Raw genomic sequence first — 14,398 nt, 5'->3', positions numbered from 1 at the left:
CCTTATACGGCCATCAGGTCCGCTTCTTTGGACTTGGTCGCGGCGTCGATGTCAGCCTCAGCCTTGTCCGTCAGCTTCTGGATGTCGGCAGCAGCACGGCGCTCTTCGTCTTCGCTGATTTCCTTGTCCTTGACCAGCTTCTTCAGCTCACCCAAAGCGTCACGACGGATGTTACGCACGGCAACGCGAGCGTCTTCTGCGGCACTGCGTGCCTGCTTGGTGAAACCCTTGCGTGTCTCTTCCGTCAGAGCAGGCATGGAGATCAACAGCATCTCGCCCAGGTTGGTCGGGTTGAGGTTCAGACCAGCACTCTGAATGGCCTTGTCGACCGCAGAAAGCATGTTGCGCTCGAACGCCACGACCTGCAGCGTACGGGAGTCCTTCACGGTCACGTTGGCCACGCCGCTCAACGGGGTGTCGGAACCGTAGTACGGCACCATCACACTGCCGAGAATGCTCGGGTGGGCCTTGCCGGTACGGATCTGGCCGAATGCATGGGCCAGGGACTCAAGGGATTTCTTCATCCGCTCTTGAGCGTCTTTCTTGATTTCGTTGATCATTGTTCGCCTTCCTCGATCAAAGTACCTTCCGCGCCGCCATGCACGATGTTCAGCAGGGCGCCGGGCTTGTTCATATTGAAGACACGCAGTGGCATCTTGTGGTCACGACACAGACAGATGGCTGTCAGATCCATTACACCCAGCTTGCGATCCAGCACTTCGTCATAGGTCAGACGATCGAACTTCTCGGCATGCGGGTCCTTGAATGGATCGGCAGTGTACACACCATCGACCTTGGTTGCTTTCAGCACGACATCAGCGTCGATCTCGATCGCGCGCAGGCACGCTGCTGAATCCGTGGTGAAGAACGGATTGCCGGTACCGGCCGCGAAAATCACGACTTCCTTGGCATTCAGGTGACGCATGGCTTTGCGACGGTCGTAGTGATCGGTCACGCCCACCATGGAAATGGCCGACATCACGATGGCCGAGATGTTGGCGCGCTCCAGCGCGTCACGCATGGCCAGCGCATTCATTACGGTGGCCAGCATGCCCATGTGGTCGCCAGTGACCCGATCCATGCCGGCCGCGCTCAGCGCTGCGCCGCGGAACAGGTTACCGCCACCGATGACCAGGCCGACCTGAACGCCGATGCCGACCAACTGACCAACTTCAAGGGCCATGCGATCCAGCACCTTGGGGTCGATGCCGAACTCTTCCGACCCCATCAGGGCCTCGCCGCTGAGCTTGAGTAGAATGCGTTTATAGCGAGCTTGATAGCCACTGCCCTGCTGAGCCATTGCGAATCTCTCCTGCGGCGTTTGAAAAAAATCGTTCGAGTTGCGGGCCGTTTTCGACCTGCGCTAACTCTAGGTCACTGCTTCAGGGAATTGCAGCCTCGTAGGCCCAACTTCCTGCAAAAACAAATTCCGTGCAGCAATAACAATTCCGCGTACCGCTTTGACAAAGAGGCTGCGCGCGTGAGCGGGCAGCCTCTTCGGGGCGACAGTTGGAAACCGTCTTATTGCTTGCTTGCAGCTACTTGAGCAGCGACTTCTTCAGCGAAGTTGTCGACTGGCTTCTCGATGCCTTCGCCTACCTTGAAGTAGGTGAAGGAAACGATTTCAGCGCCGGCTTTCTTGGCCAGTTCACCGACCTTGATTTCCGGGTTCTTGACGAACGCTTGCTCAACCAGGCTGGCTTCAGCCAGGAACTTGCTGATACGACCGCCAACCATCTTCTCGGCGATTTCAGCAGGTTTGCCTTTCAGCTTGTCTTCGTTCAGTTGCATGAAGACATTCTTCTCGCGCTCGATCGCTTCCGGGGAAACGTCCGAAGGCAGCAGGAACTCAGGGTTGGTCGCTGCTACGTGCATCGCGATGTCTTTGGCCAGCTCTGCATCGCCGCCCTTGAGGACGACAACCACACCGATCTTGTTGCCGTGCAGGTACGAACCCAGAACGTCGCCTTCGATGCGCGCCAGACGACGGATGTTGACGTTCTCGCCAACCTTGCCGACCAGAACCAGACGATCAGCTTCCATCGCTTCAACCAGAGGCTCAGCGGTGGTCAGCTTGTCAGCGAAGGCTTTCTCGACGCTTTTAGCGACGAATGCCTTGAAGTCATCCTGCAGAGCCAGGAAGTCGGTCTGGGAATTGACTTCGATCAGGACTGCGGCTTTACCGTCGTCCTTGATGGCGATGGCGCCTTCAGCAGCAACGTTGCCTGCTTTCTTGGCTGCCTTGATTGCGCCCGAAGCACGCATGTCGTCGATGGCTTTTTCGATGTCGCCGCCAGCCTTGGTCAAGGCCTTTTTGCAATCCATCATGCCTTCGCCGGTACGCTCGCGCAGTTCTTTGACCAACGCTGCAGTAATCTCTGCCATTTCAAAATCCTCTTGGATAGGTCTTCAACCATTCCACCCGCAATACGGGCGTTCAAATTCTTGAAAATCCATGGTGACTGCTGCACATGACAATAAGATCGATGGCAACGTCAGATGGTTTTCGAGGTGGCAAAAAGGGGGCCAAGCCCCCTTTTTGCGTACTGAGTCAACGCCAGGCGTTAGTTACTCAGCCTTCAACAGTTGCCGCTGGAGCTTCTTCAGCGTAAACGTCGGTGCCGCCAGCATTGTTGTTGCGACCACGGATTACAGCGTCAGCCATCGAACCCATGTACAACTGAATGGCACGGATTGCGTCATCGTTGCCCGGGATGATGTAGTCAACGCCTTCAGGGCTACTGTTGGTGTCGACAACGCCGATGACCGGGATACCCAGCTTGTTGGCTTCGGTGATCGCGATGCGCTCGTGATCAACGTCGATAACGAACAGGGCGTCTGGCAGACCGCCCATGTCCTTGATGCCACCCAGGCTGCGATCCAGCTTTTCCAGATCGCGAGTGCGCATCAGCGCCTCTTTCTTGGTCAGCTTGGTGAACGTGCCGTCTTCTGCCTGGACTTCGAGATCACGCAGACGCTTGATGGAAGCGCGGATGGTCTTGAAGTTGGTCAGCATGCCGCCCAACCAGCGGTGATCGACGTACGGCGAACCGCAACGTGCTGCTTCTTCAGCAACGATCTTGCCAGCGGAACGCTTGGTGCCGACGAACAGAATCTTGTTTTTGCCCTGGGCCAGGCGCTCAACGAAAGTCAAAGCTTCGTTGAACATAGGCAGGGTTTTTTCAAGGTTGATGATGTGAATCTTGTTGCGCGCGCCGAAAATGTATTTACCCATTTTCGGGTTCCAGTAACGGGTCTGGTGACCGAAGTGCACACCGGCCTTCAGCATATCGCGCATGTTGACTTGGGACATGATAGTTCCTTGATAAGTCGGGTTAGGCCTCCACGTATCCCAATGACCAACCAGCGGCTTGAGCCGAAGGCACCCAGGTCATCGTGTCGACACGTGTGTGGGTTAGAGCTTTCGGGGCAGACCCCGTAAAGCGGCGCATTTTATATCACAAAAAACCGGATAACGGAACTCGAAATAAGAGCCTGTTTTCCCGACGCTTTTGCCTCCCTCGTGCGAGCCGTCAGGCACCCTGCCTGCTCGAAGGGAGACGGGATGATAACCCGCCTGACGACGGTCTGGTAGAATCGCGTTTTTTCCGTATCAAGCCGTGGCTGCGCCGCGCCGAGAGAGCCTGTTTAATGACCGTGACACTGAAAACCCCCGAAGACATCGAAAAGATGCGAATTGCCGGCCGCCTGGCTGCCGACGTGCTGGAAATGATCGGCGCCCATGTAAAGCCTGGCGTAACCACCGACGAGCTGGACCGCCTCTGCCACGATTACATCGTCAACGAGCAGAAAGCCATTCCGGCGCCGCTGAATTACAAGGGTTTCCCGAAATCCATCTGTACCTCGATCAACCATGTCGTCTGCCACGGCATTCCGAACGAGAAGCCGCTCAAGAATGGTGACGTGCTGAACATCGACGTGACCGTCATCAAGGACGGCTACCACGGTGATACCAGCAAGATGTTCCACGTGGGCAAGGTGCCTGAGTGGGCCGAGCGTTTGTCCCGCGTCACCCAAGAGTGCCTTTATAAAGGCATCGAAATGGTCAAGCCCGGTGCGCGCCTGGGCGATATCGGCGAAGTGATCCAGAAACATGCCGAAAAGAACGGCTTCTCCGTCGTCCGCGAATACTGCGGCCACGGCATCGGCAGGGTCTTCCATGAAGAGCCGCAAATTCTGCACTACGGCGAGGCTGGTAAAGGAATGGAGCTCAAGGAAGGCATGACCTTCACCATCGAACCGATGATCAATCAGGGCAAGGCTGACACGCGTCTGCTGGGCGACGGCTGGACAGCCATCACCAAGGACCGCAAGCTGTCGGCGCAGTGGGAGCACACCATTCTGGTGACCGCGACCGGCTACGAAATCTTCACCCTGCGCAGCGATGACACCATCGCCCGCACCTCGGCCTGATCGCGACGTCACTCGCCATTGTGGTCGTTACAGCCAGCACGGTTGGTTTAGCACGGTCGGTATAGATAGAAGGAAAGCAGTTCGATGCCGCAGGTGGACCCAGATTTATTCGATCGCGGCCAGTTTCAGGCCGAGCTGGCGCTGAAGGCCAGCCCCATACCCGCCTTCAAGAAAGCTATCCGTCAGGCGCGTGAAGTGCTGGACGGACGCTTCAAGTCAGGCCGGGAAATTCGCCGCCTGATCGAAGACCGCGCCTGGTTCGTCGATAACATCCTGCAGCAAGCCTGGGATCAGTTCGACTGGAGCGAAGACGCCGACATCGCCCTGCTGGCGGTCGGCGGCTACGGTCGCGGCGAACTGCACCCCTACTCCGACATTGATCTGCTGATCCTGCTGGACAGCGCCGACCATGAGGTTTTCCGCGATTCCATCGAGCGTTTTCTGACGCTGCTGTGGGACATCGGCCTGGAGGTCGGTCAGAGCGTGCGTTCAGTGGACGAATGCGTCACCGAGGCACGGGCCGATCTCACCGTCATTACGAATTTGATGGAGAGCCGCACGATTGCCGGCCCCGAGCGACTGCGTCAACGCATGCTCGCCGTCACCAGCACCCGCGAAATGTGGCCGAGCAAGGAGTTCTTCCTGGCCAAGCGCGCCGAGCAGAAGAACCGTCATCACAAATATTTCGACACCGAGTACAACCTCGAGCCCAACGTCAAAGGCTCGCCCGGCGGGCTGCGGGATATCCAGACCATTCTCTGGGTTGCCCGTCGCCAGTACGGCACGCTGAATCTGCACGCACTGGCCGACGAGGGTTTTCTGCTGGAGAGCGAAAACGCGCTGCTGGCGTCCTCCCAGGAATTTCTCTGGAAGGTCCGTTATGCGCTGCACATGCTGGCCGGTCGTTCCGAAGACCGACTGCTGTTCGATTACCAGACCAGCATCGCGCGCCTGCTGGGTTACGAAGACAGTGACGCCAAGCTGGCCATAGAGCGCTTCATGCAGAAGTACTACCGGGAGGTCATGAGCATTGCGCAGCTCAGCGACCTGATCATCCAGCACTTCGAAGAAGTGATTCTCGCGGACGACGAAGGCACGGTCACCGAGACGATCAACTCGCGCTTCCAGCTGCATGACGGCTACATCGAGGCGACTCATCCAAACGTTTTCAAGCGCACGCCGTTCGCGATGCTCGAGATCTTCGTGCTGATGGCGCAGCGCCCGGAGATAAAAGGCGTGCGCGCCGACACCATCCGGCTGCTGCGGGAACACCGCTACCTGATCAACGACGATTTCCGCAACGATATCCGCAACACCAGCCTGTTCATCGAGTTGTTCAAATGCGAGATCGGCATCCACCGCAACCTGCGGCGGATGAACCGTTACGGCATTCTCGGGCTGTACCTGCCAGAGTTCGGCCACATCGTCGGGCAGATGCAGCACGACCTGTTCCACATCTACACGGTCGACGCCCATACGCTGAACCTGATCAAGCACCTGCGTAAGCTGCAATACACCCAGGTGTCAGAGAAATTCCCGCTGGCCAGCAAGCTCATGGCCAGACTGCCCAAGCCCGAGCTTATTTATCTGGCCGGGCTGTACCACGACATCGGCAAGGGCCGCGGCGGCGATCATTCGGAACTGGGCGCGGTGGATGCCGAAGCGTTCGGCATTCGTCATCACCTGCCCCACTGGGACACCCAGCTGATTGTCTGGCTGGTGCAGAACCATCTGGTGATGTCGACCACCGCCCAGCGCAAGGACTTGTCCGACCCGCAAGTGATTCACGACTTCGCCCAGTTCGTCGGCGATGAAGTGCATCTGGACTACCTCTACGTGCTGACCATCGCCGACATCAACGCGACCAATCCGACGCTGTGGAACTCGTGGCGGGCCAGCCTGTTGCGCCAGCTGTACACCGAGACCAAGCGCGCGCTCAAGCGTGGGCTGGAGAATCCGGTCGACCGCGAGGAGCAGATCCGTCGCACCCAAAGCGCCGCCCTGGATATTCTGGTGCGCAGCGGCACTGATCCCGACGACGTCGAGCAATTGTGGTCGCAACTGGGTGATGACTATTTCCTGCGTCACACCGCAGGCGACGTGGCCTGGCACAGCGACGCGATTTTGCAGCAGCCGGCCGATGGCGGCCCGCTGGTGCTGATCAAGGAAACCACCCAGCGCGAGTTTGAAGGCGGCACGCAGATATTCATTTATGCGCCCGACCAGCATGACTTCTTCGCCGTGACCGTGGCGGCGATGGACCAGCTGAACCTGAACATTCACGACGCCCGGGTCATCACCTCCACCAGCCAGTTCACCCTCGACACCTACATCGTGCTCGACAGTGAAGGCGGCTCGATCGGTGAAAACCCGGAGCGCATCAAGGCCATTCGCGAAGGACTGACCGAGGCGCTGCGCAACCCCGACGATTACCCGACGATCATCAAACGCCGGGTACCGCGTCAGCTCAAGCACTTTGCCTTCGCGCCTGTGGTGACGATTTCCAACGACGCGCAACGGCCAGTCACGGTGCTGGAACTCAGCGCGCCGGATCGCCCCGGGCTGCTGGCGCGACTGGGCAAGATCTTCCTGGAGTTCGATCTGTCACTGCAGAACGCCAAGATCGCCACGTTGGGCGAGCGCGTGGAAGACGTGTTCTTCCTGACCGATGAAAACCACCAGCCGCTGTCCGATCCGCAGCTGTGCCGACGCCTGCAGGATGAAATCGTCGAACAGCTCAGCGTCAATCCCGAGCCCGGCAGCGAGTTGCGCATCAGCATTTGAACCGGCCAGGACGGCCAGCCATACCGACTTGATTCAACGGCGCCCTGCCACATCGTGAACACGAGTGCGGGCGCCCAGCCTTGAGAACGATTCGACATGAATAACGCCCTGCAGCAGCTTCAGCCCTACCCTTTCGAGAAACTCCGCGCCTTGCTCGGTGCCGTCACGCCGAATCCGGACAAACGTCCGATCGCCCTGTCGATCGGCGAACCCAAGCACAAGTCGCCAGAGTTCGTGGCCAAGGCGCTGGCCGACAACCTCGATCAGATGGCGGTCTACCCGACCACGGCAGGGATTCCTGCGCTGCGTGAAGCCATCGCTCACTGGTGCGAGCGCCGTTTCAGCGTGCCGGCCGGCTGGCTGGATGCAGCGAAACATGTGCTGCCGGTCAACGGCACCCGCGAGGCGCTGTTTGCCTTTACCCAGACGGTCGTCAATCGTGCTGACAACGGTTTGGTGATCAGCCCCAACCCGTTTTACCAAATCTATGAGGGCGCAGCGTTTCTGGCCGGCGCCACTCCGCACTATCTGCCTTGCCTGGCCGAACATGGGTTCAACCCGGATTTCGACGCGGTCAGTGCTGATGTCTGGGACCGCTGCCAGATTCTGTTTCTGTGCTCGCCGGGCAACCCGACCGGTGCGCTGATCCCGCTGGAAACCCTGAAGAAGCTCATTGCGCTGGCCGACAAGCACGATTTCGTGATCGCGGCCGACGAGTGCTACAGCGAGCTGTATTTTGACGAAGCGACCCCGCCGGCCGGGCTGCTCAGCGCCTGCGCGGAACTGGGCCGCCAGGATTTCAAGCGCTGCGTGGTGTTCCACAGCCTGTCCAAGCGTTCGAACCTGCCGGGCCTGCGTTCAGGTTTTGTCGCAGGCGATGCCGACATTCTCAAGGCGTTTCTGCTTTATCGCACCTACCACGGCTGCGCAATGCCGGTGCAAACGCAACTGGCAAGCATCGCGGCCTGGAGCGACGAAGAACACGTGCGCGCCAACCGCACGCTGTACCGGGAGAAGTTTGACGCTGTGCTGGAAATCCTCAGCCCGGTCATGGACGTGCAGCGCCCCGACGGCGGCTTCTATCTGTGGCCCAACGTCGGGACTGATGACGCGAAGTTCTGCCGTGATCTGTTCGTCACTGAACACGTGACGGTGGTGCCAGGCTCGTACCTGTCCCGGGACGTCGACGGCTTCAGCCCCGGCGCCGGCCGCGTGCGCATGGCACTGGTCGCACCGCTGGCCGAGTGCATCGAAGCCGCCGAGCGCATCCGGGATTTCGTCACGAGCCGCTGATACCTGTCCTGCTGATGCGTTATTCGTGCCTCAGTGCGCCAGACCCAGATTGGCTTCGTTGAGATCGAGTTCCGCCAGCACCAGGCGCAGCACGTCATCGCCGATCTGGTGATGACGGTGCAGGTTGTAAAGCTCCAGACGCTGGGCACGCAGGGCGTTGAGGCGCATGCGTTTCTCCAGTTGGTCCATCTGGAAGGCCAGCGCCTGGGCCTCGGCGGTGTCGTTGAATATATCCAGGCGCTGGCGGTACTCGGACATGATCCGCGCCTTTACTTCTATCGCGAGCACCGCCTGCGCAGCCTCGGGTGAATCCGTGGCTGCGGGGATCGCTTCGTTCTCCAGTGTCTTGATTGCCGCCTGAGCCGTCCGTTTCCAGGCATCCCGCACTTCGCGCTTCATGCGCGTGTCCGGCTCATTGACCTGCCCACGCAGCAGCAGCGGCAAGCCAATGCTCGCCGACACCAGCGACAGCAGGATCACCCCTGCCGCGATGAAAATCAGCAAATCACGCTCGGGAAAGTCGACGCTGGCGCTGATCAGCAGCGGCACCGACAACGTACCCGCGAGCGTGACTGCACCGCGCACCCCGCCCACCGTCAGCAGCAATGAAGAACGGGTCGACAGATCCAGCGTGCCATCGCCCCTGCCGCGCCAGCGCCGAATCTGGATCATCAGCCGCCAGACGCTCTGCACCCAAATGTAACGCAACACCGCCAGCACGACGAAAATCGCCAGCACATCCAGGCAACGCCACAACAGTGTCGGCCACAGGGTCGCTTCGTGGTGGGTAACGGCGGTAATGATGTCCGGCAGTTGCAAGCCCAGCAGCAGGAAGATCAGGCCGTTGAACGCAAACTCCAGGAGGGTCCACACGCTACGATTGAGCAGTCGAGTAGTGGTCTGGCGGGGCAGCAGATCGACCCAGCTTTGCATCATCCCCGCCGCCACCGCCGAGAGAATGCCGGACAGTTCAAGGCGCTCGGCCAAGACGTAAGCGGCAAACGGCAGCAGCAACATGAAGACAACGTGGGTCGCCGGATCATCCCAGCCCCGGGTGATCATCCGGCTGCGCAGACGCCCCACCACCCAACTGAGCGCAACGCCGACGGCCAGACCGCCACACGCCACCAGCACAAAATTCAGGCTGGCATCGGTCAGGGAGAACACGCCTGTGATGGCAGCTGCGAGGGCAAACTTAAAGGTGACCAGGCCGGTGGCGTCGTTCATCAATGCCTCGCCCTGGAGCATGCGCATGATCGGCGCGGGCAGCCGGTCCTGGGCGATGGCCGAAACCGCCACGGCGTCGGTCGGGGACAGCACCGCGGCCAACGCAAAGGCGACAGGCAAGGGAATGGAAGGCAGCAGCCAGTGGATGAAGTAACCGGCGCCGATCACGGTAAAAATCACCAGCCCGACCGCGAGGGTCAGGATTGCGCCGCGATAGCGCCAGAGATCGCGCTTGGGCATGCGCCAGCCATCGGAAAACAGCAGCGGCGGCAGGAACAGAAACAGGAACAGCTCAGGGTCGAGCGCCACGTGCAGGCCCAGCGTCGGCCAGGCGAGTAAAGCGCCCGCGGCGATCTGCACCAGCGGCAACGGCAGCGGAATCACCCGGGCCAGCAATCGCGAGACACCTACCAGCGTCAACAAGATAAGGACGGTATAGGCTGATTGCATTGCGTGTTTCCCCAAGCGTGTGGCACATGACTGACATCGGCAACAGACCCGATGCGTCCGGCAAAGTGCCCCTCATAGCGGCTGCAAGGGGTCATGGGTTTCTGATACATCCCTGGTAGCCGGCCATTGTCGCCCCAGGTCACGCCGCGCAAACCCACCTCGAACGGACAAAGCGTCGGCCCGCCGCGCTTACCCGGCGTGTACGTGGCATAATCCTCCACCGTTTTTTTCAACCGTCCCGAAAGGAGCAGGCCGATGGCCAAGGAAACCCACACGTTGCACCTGTTTGGGATCAAGGCGTGCGACACAATGAAGAAGGCGCGCACCTGGCTCGATGAAAAATCGGTGAATTACGATTTCCACGATTACAAGACCCAGGGCATTGATCGGGACCACCTGGCCCGTTGGTGCAACGAGCATGGCTGGCAGACGGTCCTCAACCGCGCCGGCACGACCTTTCGCAAACTGGAGGAGGCGCAGAAAGCCGACCTCGACCAGGAAAAGGCCATTGAGCTGATGCTCGCCCAGCCCTCGATGATCAAACGCCCGGTGCTGGATCTTGGCGAAAAAACCCTGATTGGCTTTAAACCCGAACTGTACGCTGCGGCTATCGCCTGATTGAGATAGCCCTAAATAACGAGGTATCTGCATGTCCACTTCTCTGTTCAGCCTGGCCTTTGGCGTTGGCACACAAAACCGTCAAGGCACCTGGCTGGAAGTTTTCTACGCCCTGCCGCTGCTCAACCCGTCGGCTGAAATCGTCGCCGCCATCGCGCCGATCCTGGGCTACACCGGTGGCAATCAGGCCATCGCATTCAACACTGATCTGTCCTCGCGTCTGGCCAATGCACTCAAGGGTATCGACGACACCCAGGCCGCACTGCTGACCCGACTCGCCGAAAGCCACAACCCGCTGGTTGCCACGCTGCTGGCTGAAGACGCCGCGCTGACCTCCACCCCTGAGGCTTACCTCAAGCTGCATTTGCTGTCCCATCGTCTGGTCAAGCCCCACGGTTTGAGCCTCGCCGGCGTGTTCCCCCTGCTGCCGAACGTCGCGTGGACCAGCCAGGGCGCCATCGACCTGGGCGAACTGGCCGAGCGTCAGTTGGAAGCTCGCCTGAAAGGCCACTTTCTGGAGGTCTTCTCGGTGGACAAATTCCCGAAAATGACCGACTACGTCGTGCCGGCCGGTGTGCGCATCGCTGACACGGCGCGCGTGCGTCTGGGCGCCTACATCGGCGAAGGCACCACCGTGATGCACGAAGGTTTCGTCAACTTCAACGGCGGCACCGAAGGCCCGGGCATGATCGAAGGTCGCGTGTCGGCTGGCGTATTCGTCGGCAAGGGTTCGGACCTGGGCGGCGGCTGCTCGACCATGGGCACGCTGTCGGGCGGCGGCAACATGGTGATCAAGGTCGGCGAAGGCTGCCTGATCGGCGCGAACGCCGGCATCGGCATTCCGTTGGGCGATCGCAGCACCGTTGAAGCCGGTCTGTACGTCACCGCCGGCACCAAAGTGGCGCTGCTGGACGACAAAAACGAGCTGGTCAAAGTCGTGAAGGCCCGTGAGCTGGCCGGCCAACCAGACCTGCTGTTCCGTCGCAACTCGCAGACCGGCGCAGTGGAGTGCAAATCCCACAAGTCGGCCATCGAGCTGAACGAAGCGCTGCACGCTCACAACTGATCGATGCTGCGTGCGGGTTCGGTTTCCTTCAGGGGCCGAGCCCGCCTCAACGAGCGTGACTGATATGCCCCTCATTTCTCCCTGGCGCGCTGACTTTCCGGCCATCGACGCCCTGCAACGGCAAGGCCAGACCTACCTGGACAGCGCCGCCACCGCACAAAAACCCCAAGCCCTGATCGACGCCACGGTGCATTACTACGCCAATGGCGCGGCGAACGTGCATCGCGCCCAGCACCTGCCGGGCGCGATGGCAACACAGGCCTTCGAGGACACGCGGCGCAAGGCCGGCGAATGGCTGAATGCCGGCGCATCGGGGCAAATCGTTTTTACCCACGGCGCCACCTCCGCGTTCAACCTGCTCGCGTATGGCCTGGAGCACGTGTTTCAGGCCGGCGACGAGATTGTCATCAGCGCGCTGGAGCACCACGCCAATCTGTTGCCCTGGCAGCAACTGGCCCTGCGTCGCGACCTGAAGCTGGTGGTCCTGCCCGTCACCGAGGCGGGTGTGATTGATGTTGAGGCCGCCGCCGAACTCATCACTCCAGGCACCCGATTGCTGGCAGTCAGCCAGTTGTCCAACGTGCTCGGCACCTGGCAGCCGGTCCGGCAGCTCGTCGCGCTGGCCCAGGCACAGGGCGCGCTGACGGTGATTGACGGCGCCCAAGGCGTCGTCCATGGCCGACACGATGTGCAAGACATCGGCTGCGACTTCTATGTGTTTTCCAGCCACAAGCTCTATGGCCCGGACGGCGTGGGCGTGCTGTTCGGCCGACATCAGGCGCTGGCACAGTTGCAGCATTGGCAGTTCGGCGGCGAAATGGTCCTGCAGACCGGTTACCAGACGGCTACGTTTCGTCCTGCACCGCTGGGCTTCGAGGCGGGCACGCCGCCCATCAGCGCGGTGATCGGCCTCGGCGCGACGCTGGATTATCTCAACGCACTCAATCAATCCGCTGTCGCCGAATACGAAGCCCGCCTGCATGAGCGGCTGCGCGCCGGGCTGATGCTGCGCGACGGCGTAAGAGTGCTGGGCGATCCCCACGTGGCGCTGGTGAGTTTCATCGTCGAGGGCGTGCACAACGCCGATCTTGCGCACCTGCTGACCGAGCAAGGGGTTGCCGTTCGCGCCGGTCACCACTGCGCCATCCCGTTGATCAGTGGTTTAGGCCTCTCTGGCGCAATCCGCGTGTCGCTGGGGCTGTACAACGACTCCGATGATCTGGAGCGGTTTTTCATCGCACTGGATCAAGCGTTGGAGCTGTTGCGATGAGCCTGCCGTCCGATGCGCATGCGGCGCTGGAAACCTTCAACGGGTCATTGAGCTGGGAGCAGCGCGCACGGTTGCTGATGCAATGGGGTGATCGGCTGCCGCCCATGAGCGACGAAGAAAAAACCGACGAGCATCGGGTGGACGGCTGCGAGAGCAAGGTCTGGCTGATGGGCGACGTGATCGACGGGCACTGGCAGTTCCGCGCCGCCAGCGATGCGCGCTTGATTCGGGGTCTGGTGGCGTTGCTGCTGGCTCGGGTCAACGGTCTGTCGTTGCAAGAACTGCAACAGGTGGATCTGGTTGAGTGGTATGCGCAGCTGGGATTAAGTCGCCAGCTGTCGCCCTCCCGCAGCAACGGGCTGAATGCCGTGTTGCAGAAGATGCGACAGCTGGCCGGCTGAGACCGCTTACCCAGCCGTCAGGCCGCAGGCTGCGCCTTGGTCCGCTCCGACGGGCGTCGCACGCCGGCGACGATTTTGTCCACGGCCTTGGTCGCGGCGACCATCCCGAACGTGGCGGTGACCATCATGACCGCGCCAAAACCACCCGCGCAGTCCAGCTTCACGCCGTCGCCGACGAAGCTTTTCTGGAGGCAAATGCTGCCGTCCGGTTTCGGGTAGCGCAGTTGCTCGGTGGAGAACACACACGGCACGCTGTAATGGCGGGTGACCGTGCGAGAAAAGCCGTAGTCCCGCCGCAGGGTCGAACGCACTTTGGACGCCAGCGGATCGTTGAATGTCCGGTTGAGGTCGCAGACCTGAATCAAGGTCGGGTCGATCTGCCCGCCCGCGCCGCCGGTGGTGATGATCTGGATCTTGCGGCGCTTGCACCAGGCGATGAGTGCCGCTTTGGCGTTGACGCTGTCGATGCAATCGAGCACGCAGTCGATGTCCGGCGTGATGTATTCGGCCATGGTCTCTCGGGTGACGAAGTCGGCGACGGCGTGGACCACGCAATCGGGATTGATCTCCCGCAGACGGTCGGCCATGACTTCGACCTTGGCGCGGCCAACGGTGCTGCTCAGGGCGTGCAACTGGCGGTTGCTGTTGCTGACGCACACGTCGTCCAGATCAAACAGGGAAATCTCGCCCACGCCACAGCGCGCCATGGCTTCCGCCGCCCAGGAACCCACGCCGCCTATGCCGACCACCGCCACGTGGGCCGCGCGCAGGCGTTCCAGGCCCTCGATGCCGTACAGGCGGGCGACGCCAGCGAAACGCGGATCTTCTGTGCTCATGACCAATACCCCAAAAAAC

At 60.7% G+C, this 14,398-nt stretch carries 13 protein-coding genes; 7 read left to right on the top strand and 6 right to left on the bottom strand.

Annotated elements, in window-relative coordinates:
• Positions 1 to 2: 2 nt before the first annotated feature.
• From frr to rpsB, 4 genes are all read right to left on the bottom strand, one after another.
• Positions 3 to 560 (bottom strand): ribosome recycling factor, encoded by a 558-nt coding sequence (gene frr, locus SLW74_RS01230; protein WP_065989845.1) that lies wholly within the window; start codon positions 558 to 560, stop codon positions 3 to 5.
• On the bottom strand, positions 557 to 1,300 hold the full coding sequence (gene pyrH / locus SLW74_RS01225) for a UMP kinase (protein WP_037014256.1): 744 nt from the start codon (positions 1,298 to 1,300) through the stop codon (positions 557 to 559). The genes frr and pyrH overlap by 4 nt, the downstream gene beginning before the upstream one ends.
• A 221-nt stretch (positions 1,301 to 1,521) precedes the next feature.
• Entirely contained in the window at positions 1,522 to 2,385 is an 864-nt protein-coding gene (gene tsf, locus SLW74_RS01220; protein ID WP_296309204.1) for a translation elongation factor Ts, read from the bottom strand.
• 187 nt (positions 2,386 to 2,572) lie between these two features.
• A complete protein-coding gene (gene rpsB / locus SLW74_RS01215) occupies positions 2,573 to 3,313 on the bottom strand; it encodes a 30S ribosomal protein S2 (protein WP_065989848.1) in 741 nt (246 codons plus the stop codon).
• Positions 3,314 to 3,651: 338 nt separating this feature from the next.
• Between rpsB and map the strand changes: the two genes are divergently transcribed.
• The 3 genes from map to dapC all read left to right on the top strand — a co-directional run bounded on the left by map (position 3,652) and on the right by dapC (position 8,511).
• Positions 3,652 to 4,434: a type I methionyl aminopeptidase gene (gene map / locus SLW74_RS01210; RefSeq protein WP_410927890.1), complete on the top strand. Its 783-nt coding sequence runs from the start codon at positions 3,652 to 3,654 to the stop codon at positions 4,432 to 4,434.
• Positions 4,435 to 4,518: 84 nt separating this feature from the next.
• Positions 4,519 to 7,218 (top strand): [protein-PII] uridylyltransferase, encoded by a 2,700-nt coding sequence (locus SLW74_RS01205; RefSeq protein WP_065989850.1) that lies wholly within the window; start codon positions 4,519 to 4,521, stop codon positions 7,216 to 7,218.
• Positions 7,219 to 7,314: 96 nt separating this feature from the next.
• Positions 7,315 to 8,511: a succinyldiaminopimelate transaminase gene (gene dapC, locus SLW74_RS01200; protein ID WP_410927889.1), complete on the top strand. Its 1,197-nt coding sequence runs from the start codon at positions 7,315 to 7,317 to the stop codon at positions 8,509 to 8,511.
• Between the two features lie 30 nt (positions 8,512 to 8,541).
• Here dapC and SLW74_RS01195 read toward each other — a convergent pair whose 3' ends face one another.
• The gene (locus SLW74_RS01195) at positions 8,542 to 10,188 is read right to left on the bottom strand and encodes a Na+/H+ antiporter (RefSeq protein ID WP_410927888.1); all 1,647 of its coding nucleotides are present in this window, start codon (positions 10,186 to 10,188) and stop codon (positions 8,542 to 8,544) included.
• 255 nt (positions 10,189 to 10,443) lie between these two features.
• Between SLW74_RS01195 and SLW74_RS01190 the strand changes: the two genes are divergently transcribed.
• The 4 genes from SLW74_RS01190 to SLW74_RS01175 all read left to right on the top strand — a co-directional run bounded on the left by SLW74_RS01190 (position 10,444) and on the right by SLW74_RS01175 (position 13,543).
• Positions 10,444 to 10,806, top strand: a complete 363-nt coding sequence (locus SLW74_RS01190) for an ArsC family reductase (RefSeq protein WP_410927887.1) — start codon at positions 10,444 to 10,446, stop codon at positions 10,804 to 10,806.
• 31 nt (positions 10,807 to 10,837) lie between these two features.
• A complete protein-coding gene (gene dapD, locus SLW74_RS01185; protein ID WP_410927886.1) occupies positions 10,838 to 11,872 on the top strand; it encodes a 2,3,4,5-tetrahydropyridine-2,6-dicarboxylate N-succinyltransferase in 1,035 nt (344 codons plus the stop codon).
• Between the two features lie 64 nt (positions 11,873 to 11,936).
• Positions 11,937 to 13,142, top strand: coding sequence for an aminotransferase class V-fold PLP-dependent enzyme (locus SLW74_RS01180; RefSeq protein ID WP_065989860.1), 1,206 nt, complete (start codon positions 11,937 to 11,939; stop codon positions 13,140 to 13,142).
• A complete protein-coding gene (locus SLW74_RS01175) occupies positions 13,139 to 13,543 on the top strand; it encodes a SufE family protein (protein ID WP_410927885.1) in 405 nt (134 codons plus the stop codon). The genes SLW74_RS01180 and SLW74_RS01175 overlap by 4 nt, the downstream gene beginning before the upstream one ends.
• 17 nt (positions 13,544 to 13,560) lie before the next feature.
• On the opposite strand, the gene tcdA is transcribed toward SLW74_RS01175, so the two are convergent.
• The gene (gene tcdA / locus SLW74_RS01170; protein WP_410927884.1) at positions 13,561 to 14,379 is read right to left on the bottom strand and encodes a tRNA cyclic N6-threonylcarbamoyladenosine(37) synthase TcdA; all 819 of its coding nucleotides are present in this window, start codon (positions 14,377 to 14,379) and stop codon (positions 13,561 to 13,563) included.
• Positions 14,380 to 14,398 lie beyond the last annotated feature (19 nt).

It is taken from the genome of Pseudomonas sp. W5-36 (assembly GCF_046540455.1).
GTDB lineage: Bacteria > Pseudomonadota > Gammaproteobacteria > Pseudomonadales > Pseudomonadaceae > Aquipseudomonas > Aquipseudomonas graminis_B.
The sequence above is the reverse complement of the archived record's forward strand: the minus strand, read 5'-3'. Positions and strand labels throughout refer to the sequence as shown.

What these genes read in the sequence shown, in the direction of transcription:
- tcdA (WP_410927884.1), bottom strand. Translation starts at nt 14,379, where the DNA reads ATGAGCACAGAAGATCCGCGTTTCGCTGGCGTCGCCCGCCTGTACGGC.
- dapD (WP_410927886.1), top strand. Translation starts at nt 10,838, where the DNA reads ATGTCCACTTCTCTGTTCAGCCTGGCCTTTGGCGTTGGCACACAAAAC.
- dapC (WP_410927889.1), top strand. Translation starts at nt 7,315, where the DNA reads ATGAATAACGCCCTGCAGCAGCTTCAGCCCTACCCTTTCGAGAAACTC.
- map (WP_410927890.1), top strand. Translation starts at nt 3,652, where the DNA reads ATGACCGTGACACTGAAAACCCCCGAAGACATCGAAAAGATGCGAATT.
- SLW74_RS01195 (WP_410927888.1), bottom strand. Translation starts at nt 10,188, where the DNA reads ATGCAATCAGCCTATACCGTCCTTATCTTGTTGACGCTGGTAGGTGTC.
- pyrH (WP_037014256.1), bottom strand. Translation starts at nt 1,300, where the DNA reads ATGGCTCAGCAGGGCAGTGGCTATCAAGCTCGCTATAAACGCATTCTA.
- SLW74_RS01205 (WP_065989850.1), top strand. Translation starts at nt 4,519, where the DNA reads ATGCCGCAGGTGGACCCAGATTTATTCGATCGCGGCCAGTTTCAGGCC.
- tsf (WP_296309204.1), bottom strand. Translation starts at nt 2,385, where the DNA reads ATGGCAGAGATTACTGCAGCGTTGGTCAAAGAACTGCGCGAGCGTACC.
- frr (WP_065989845.1), bottom strand. Translation starts at nt 560, where the DNA reads ATGATCAACGAAATCAAGAAAGACGCTCAAGAGCGGATGAAGAAATCC.
- SLW74_RS01190 (WP_410927887.1), top strand. Translation starts at nt 10,444, where the DNA reads ATGGCCAAGGAAACCCACACGTTGCACCTGTTTGGGATCAAGGCGTGC.
- SLW74_RS01175 (WP_410927885.1), top strand. Translation starts at nt 13,139, where the DNA reads ATGAGCCTGCCGTCCGATGCGCATGCGGCGCTGGAAACCTTCAACGGG.
- SLW74_RS01180 (WP_065989860.1), top strand. Translation starts at nt 11,937, where the DNA reads ATGCCCCTCATTTCTCCCTGGCGCGCTGACTTTCCGGCCATCGACGCC.
- rpsB (WP_065989848.1), bottom strand. Translation starts at nt 3,313, where the DNA reads ATGTCCCAAGTCAACATGCGCGATATGCTGAAGGCCGGTGTGCACTTC.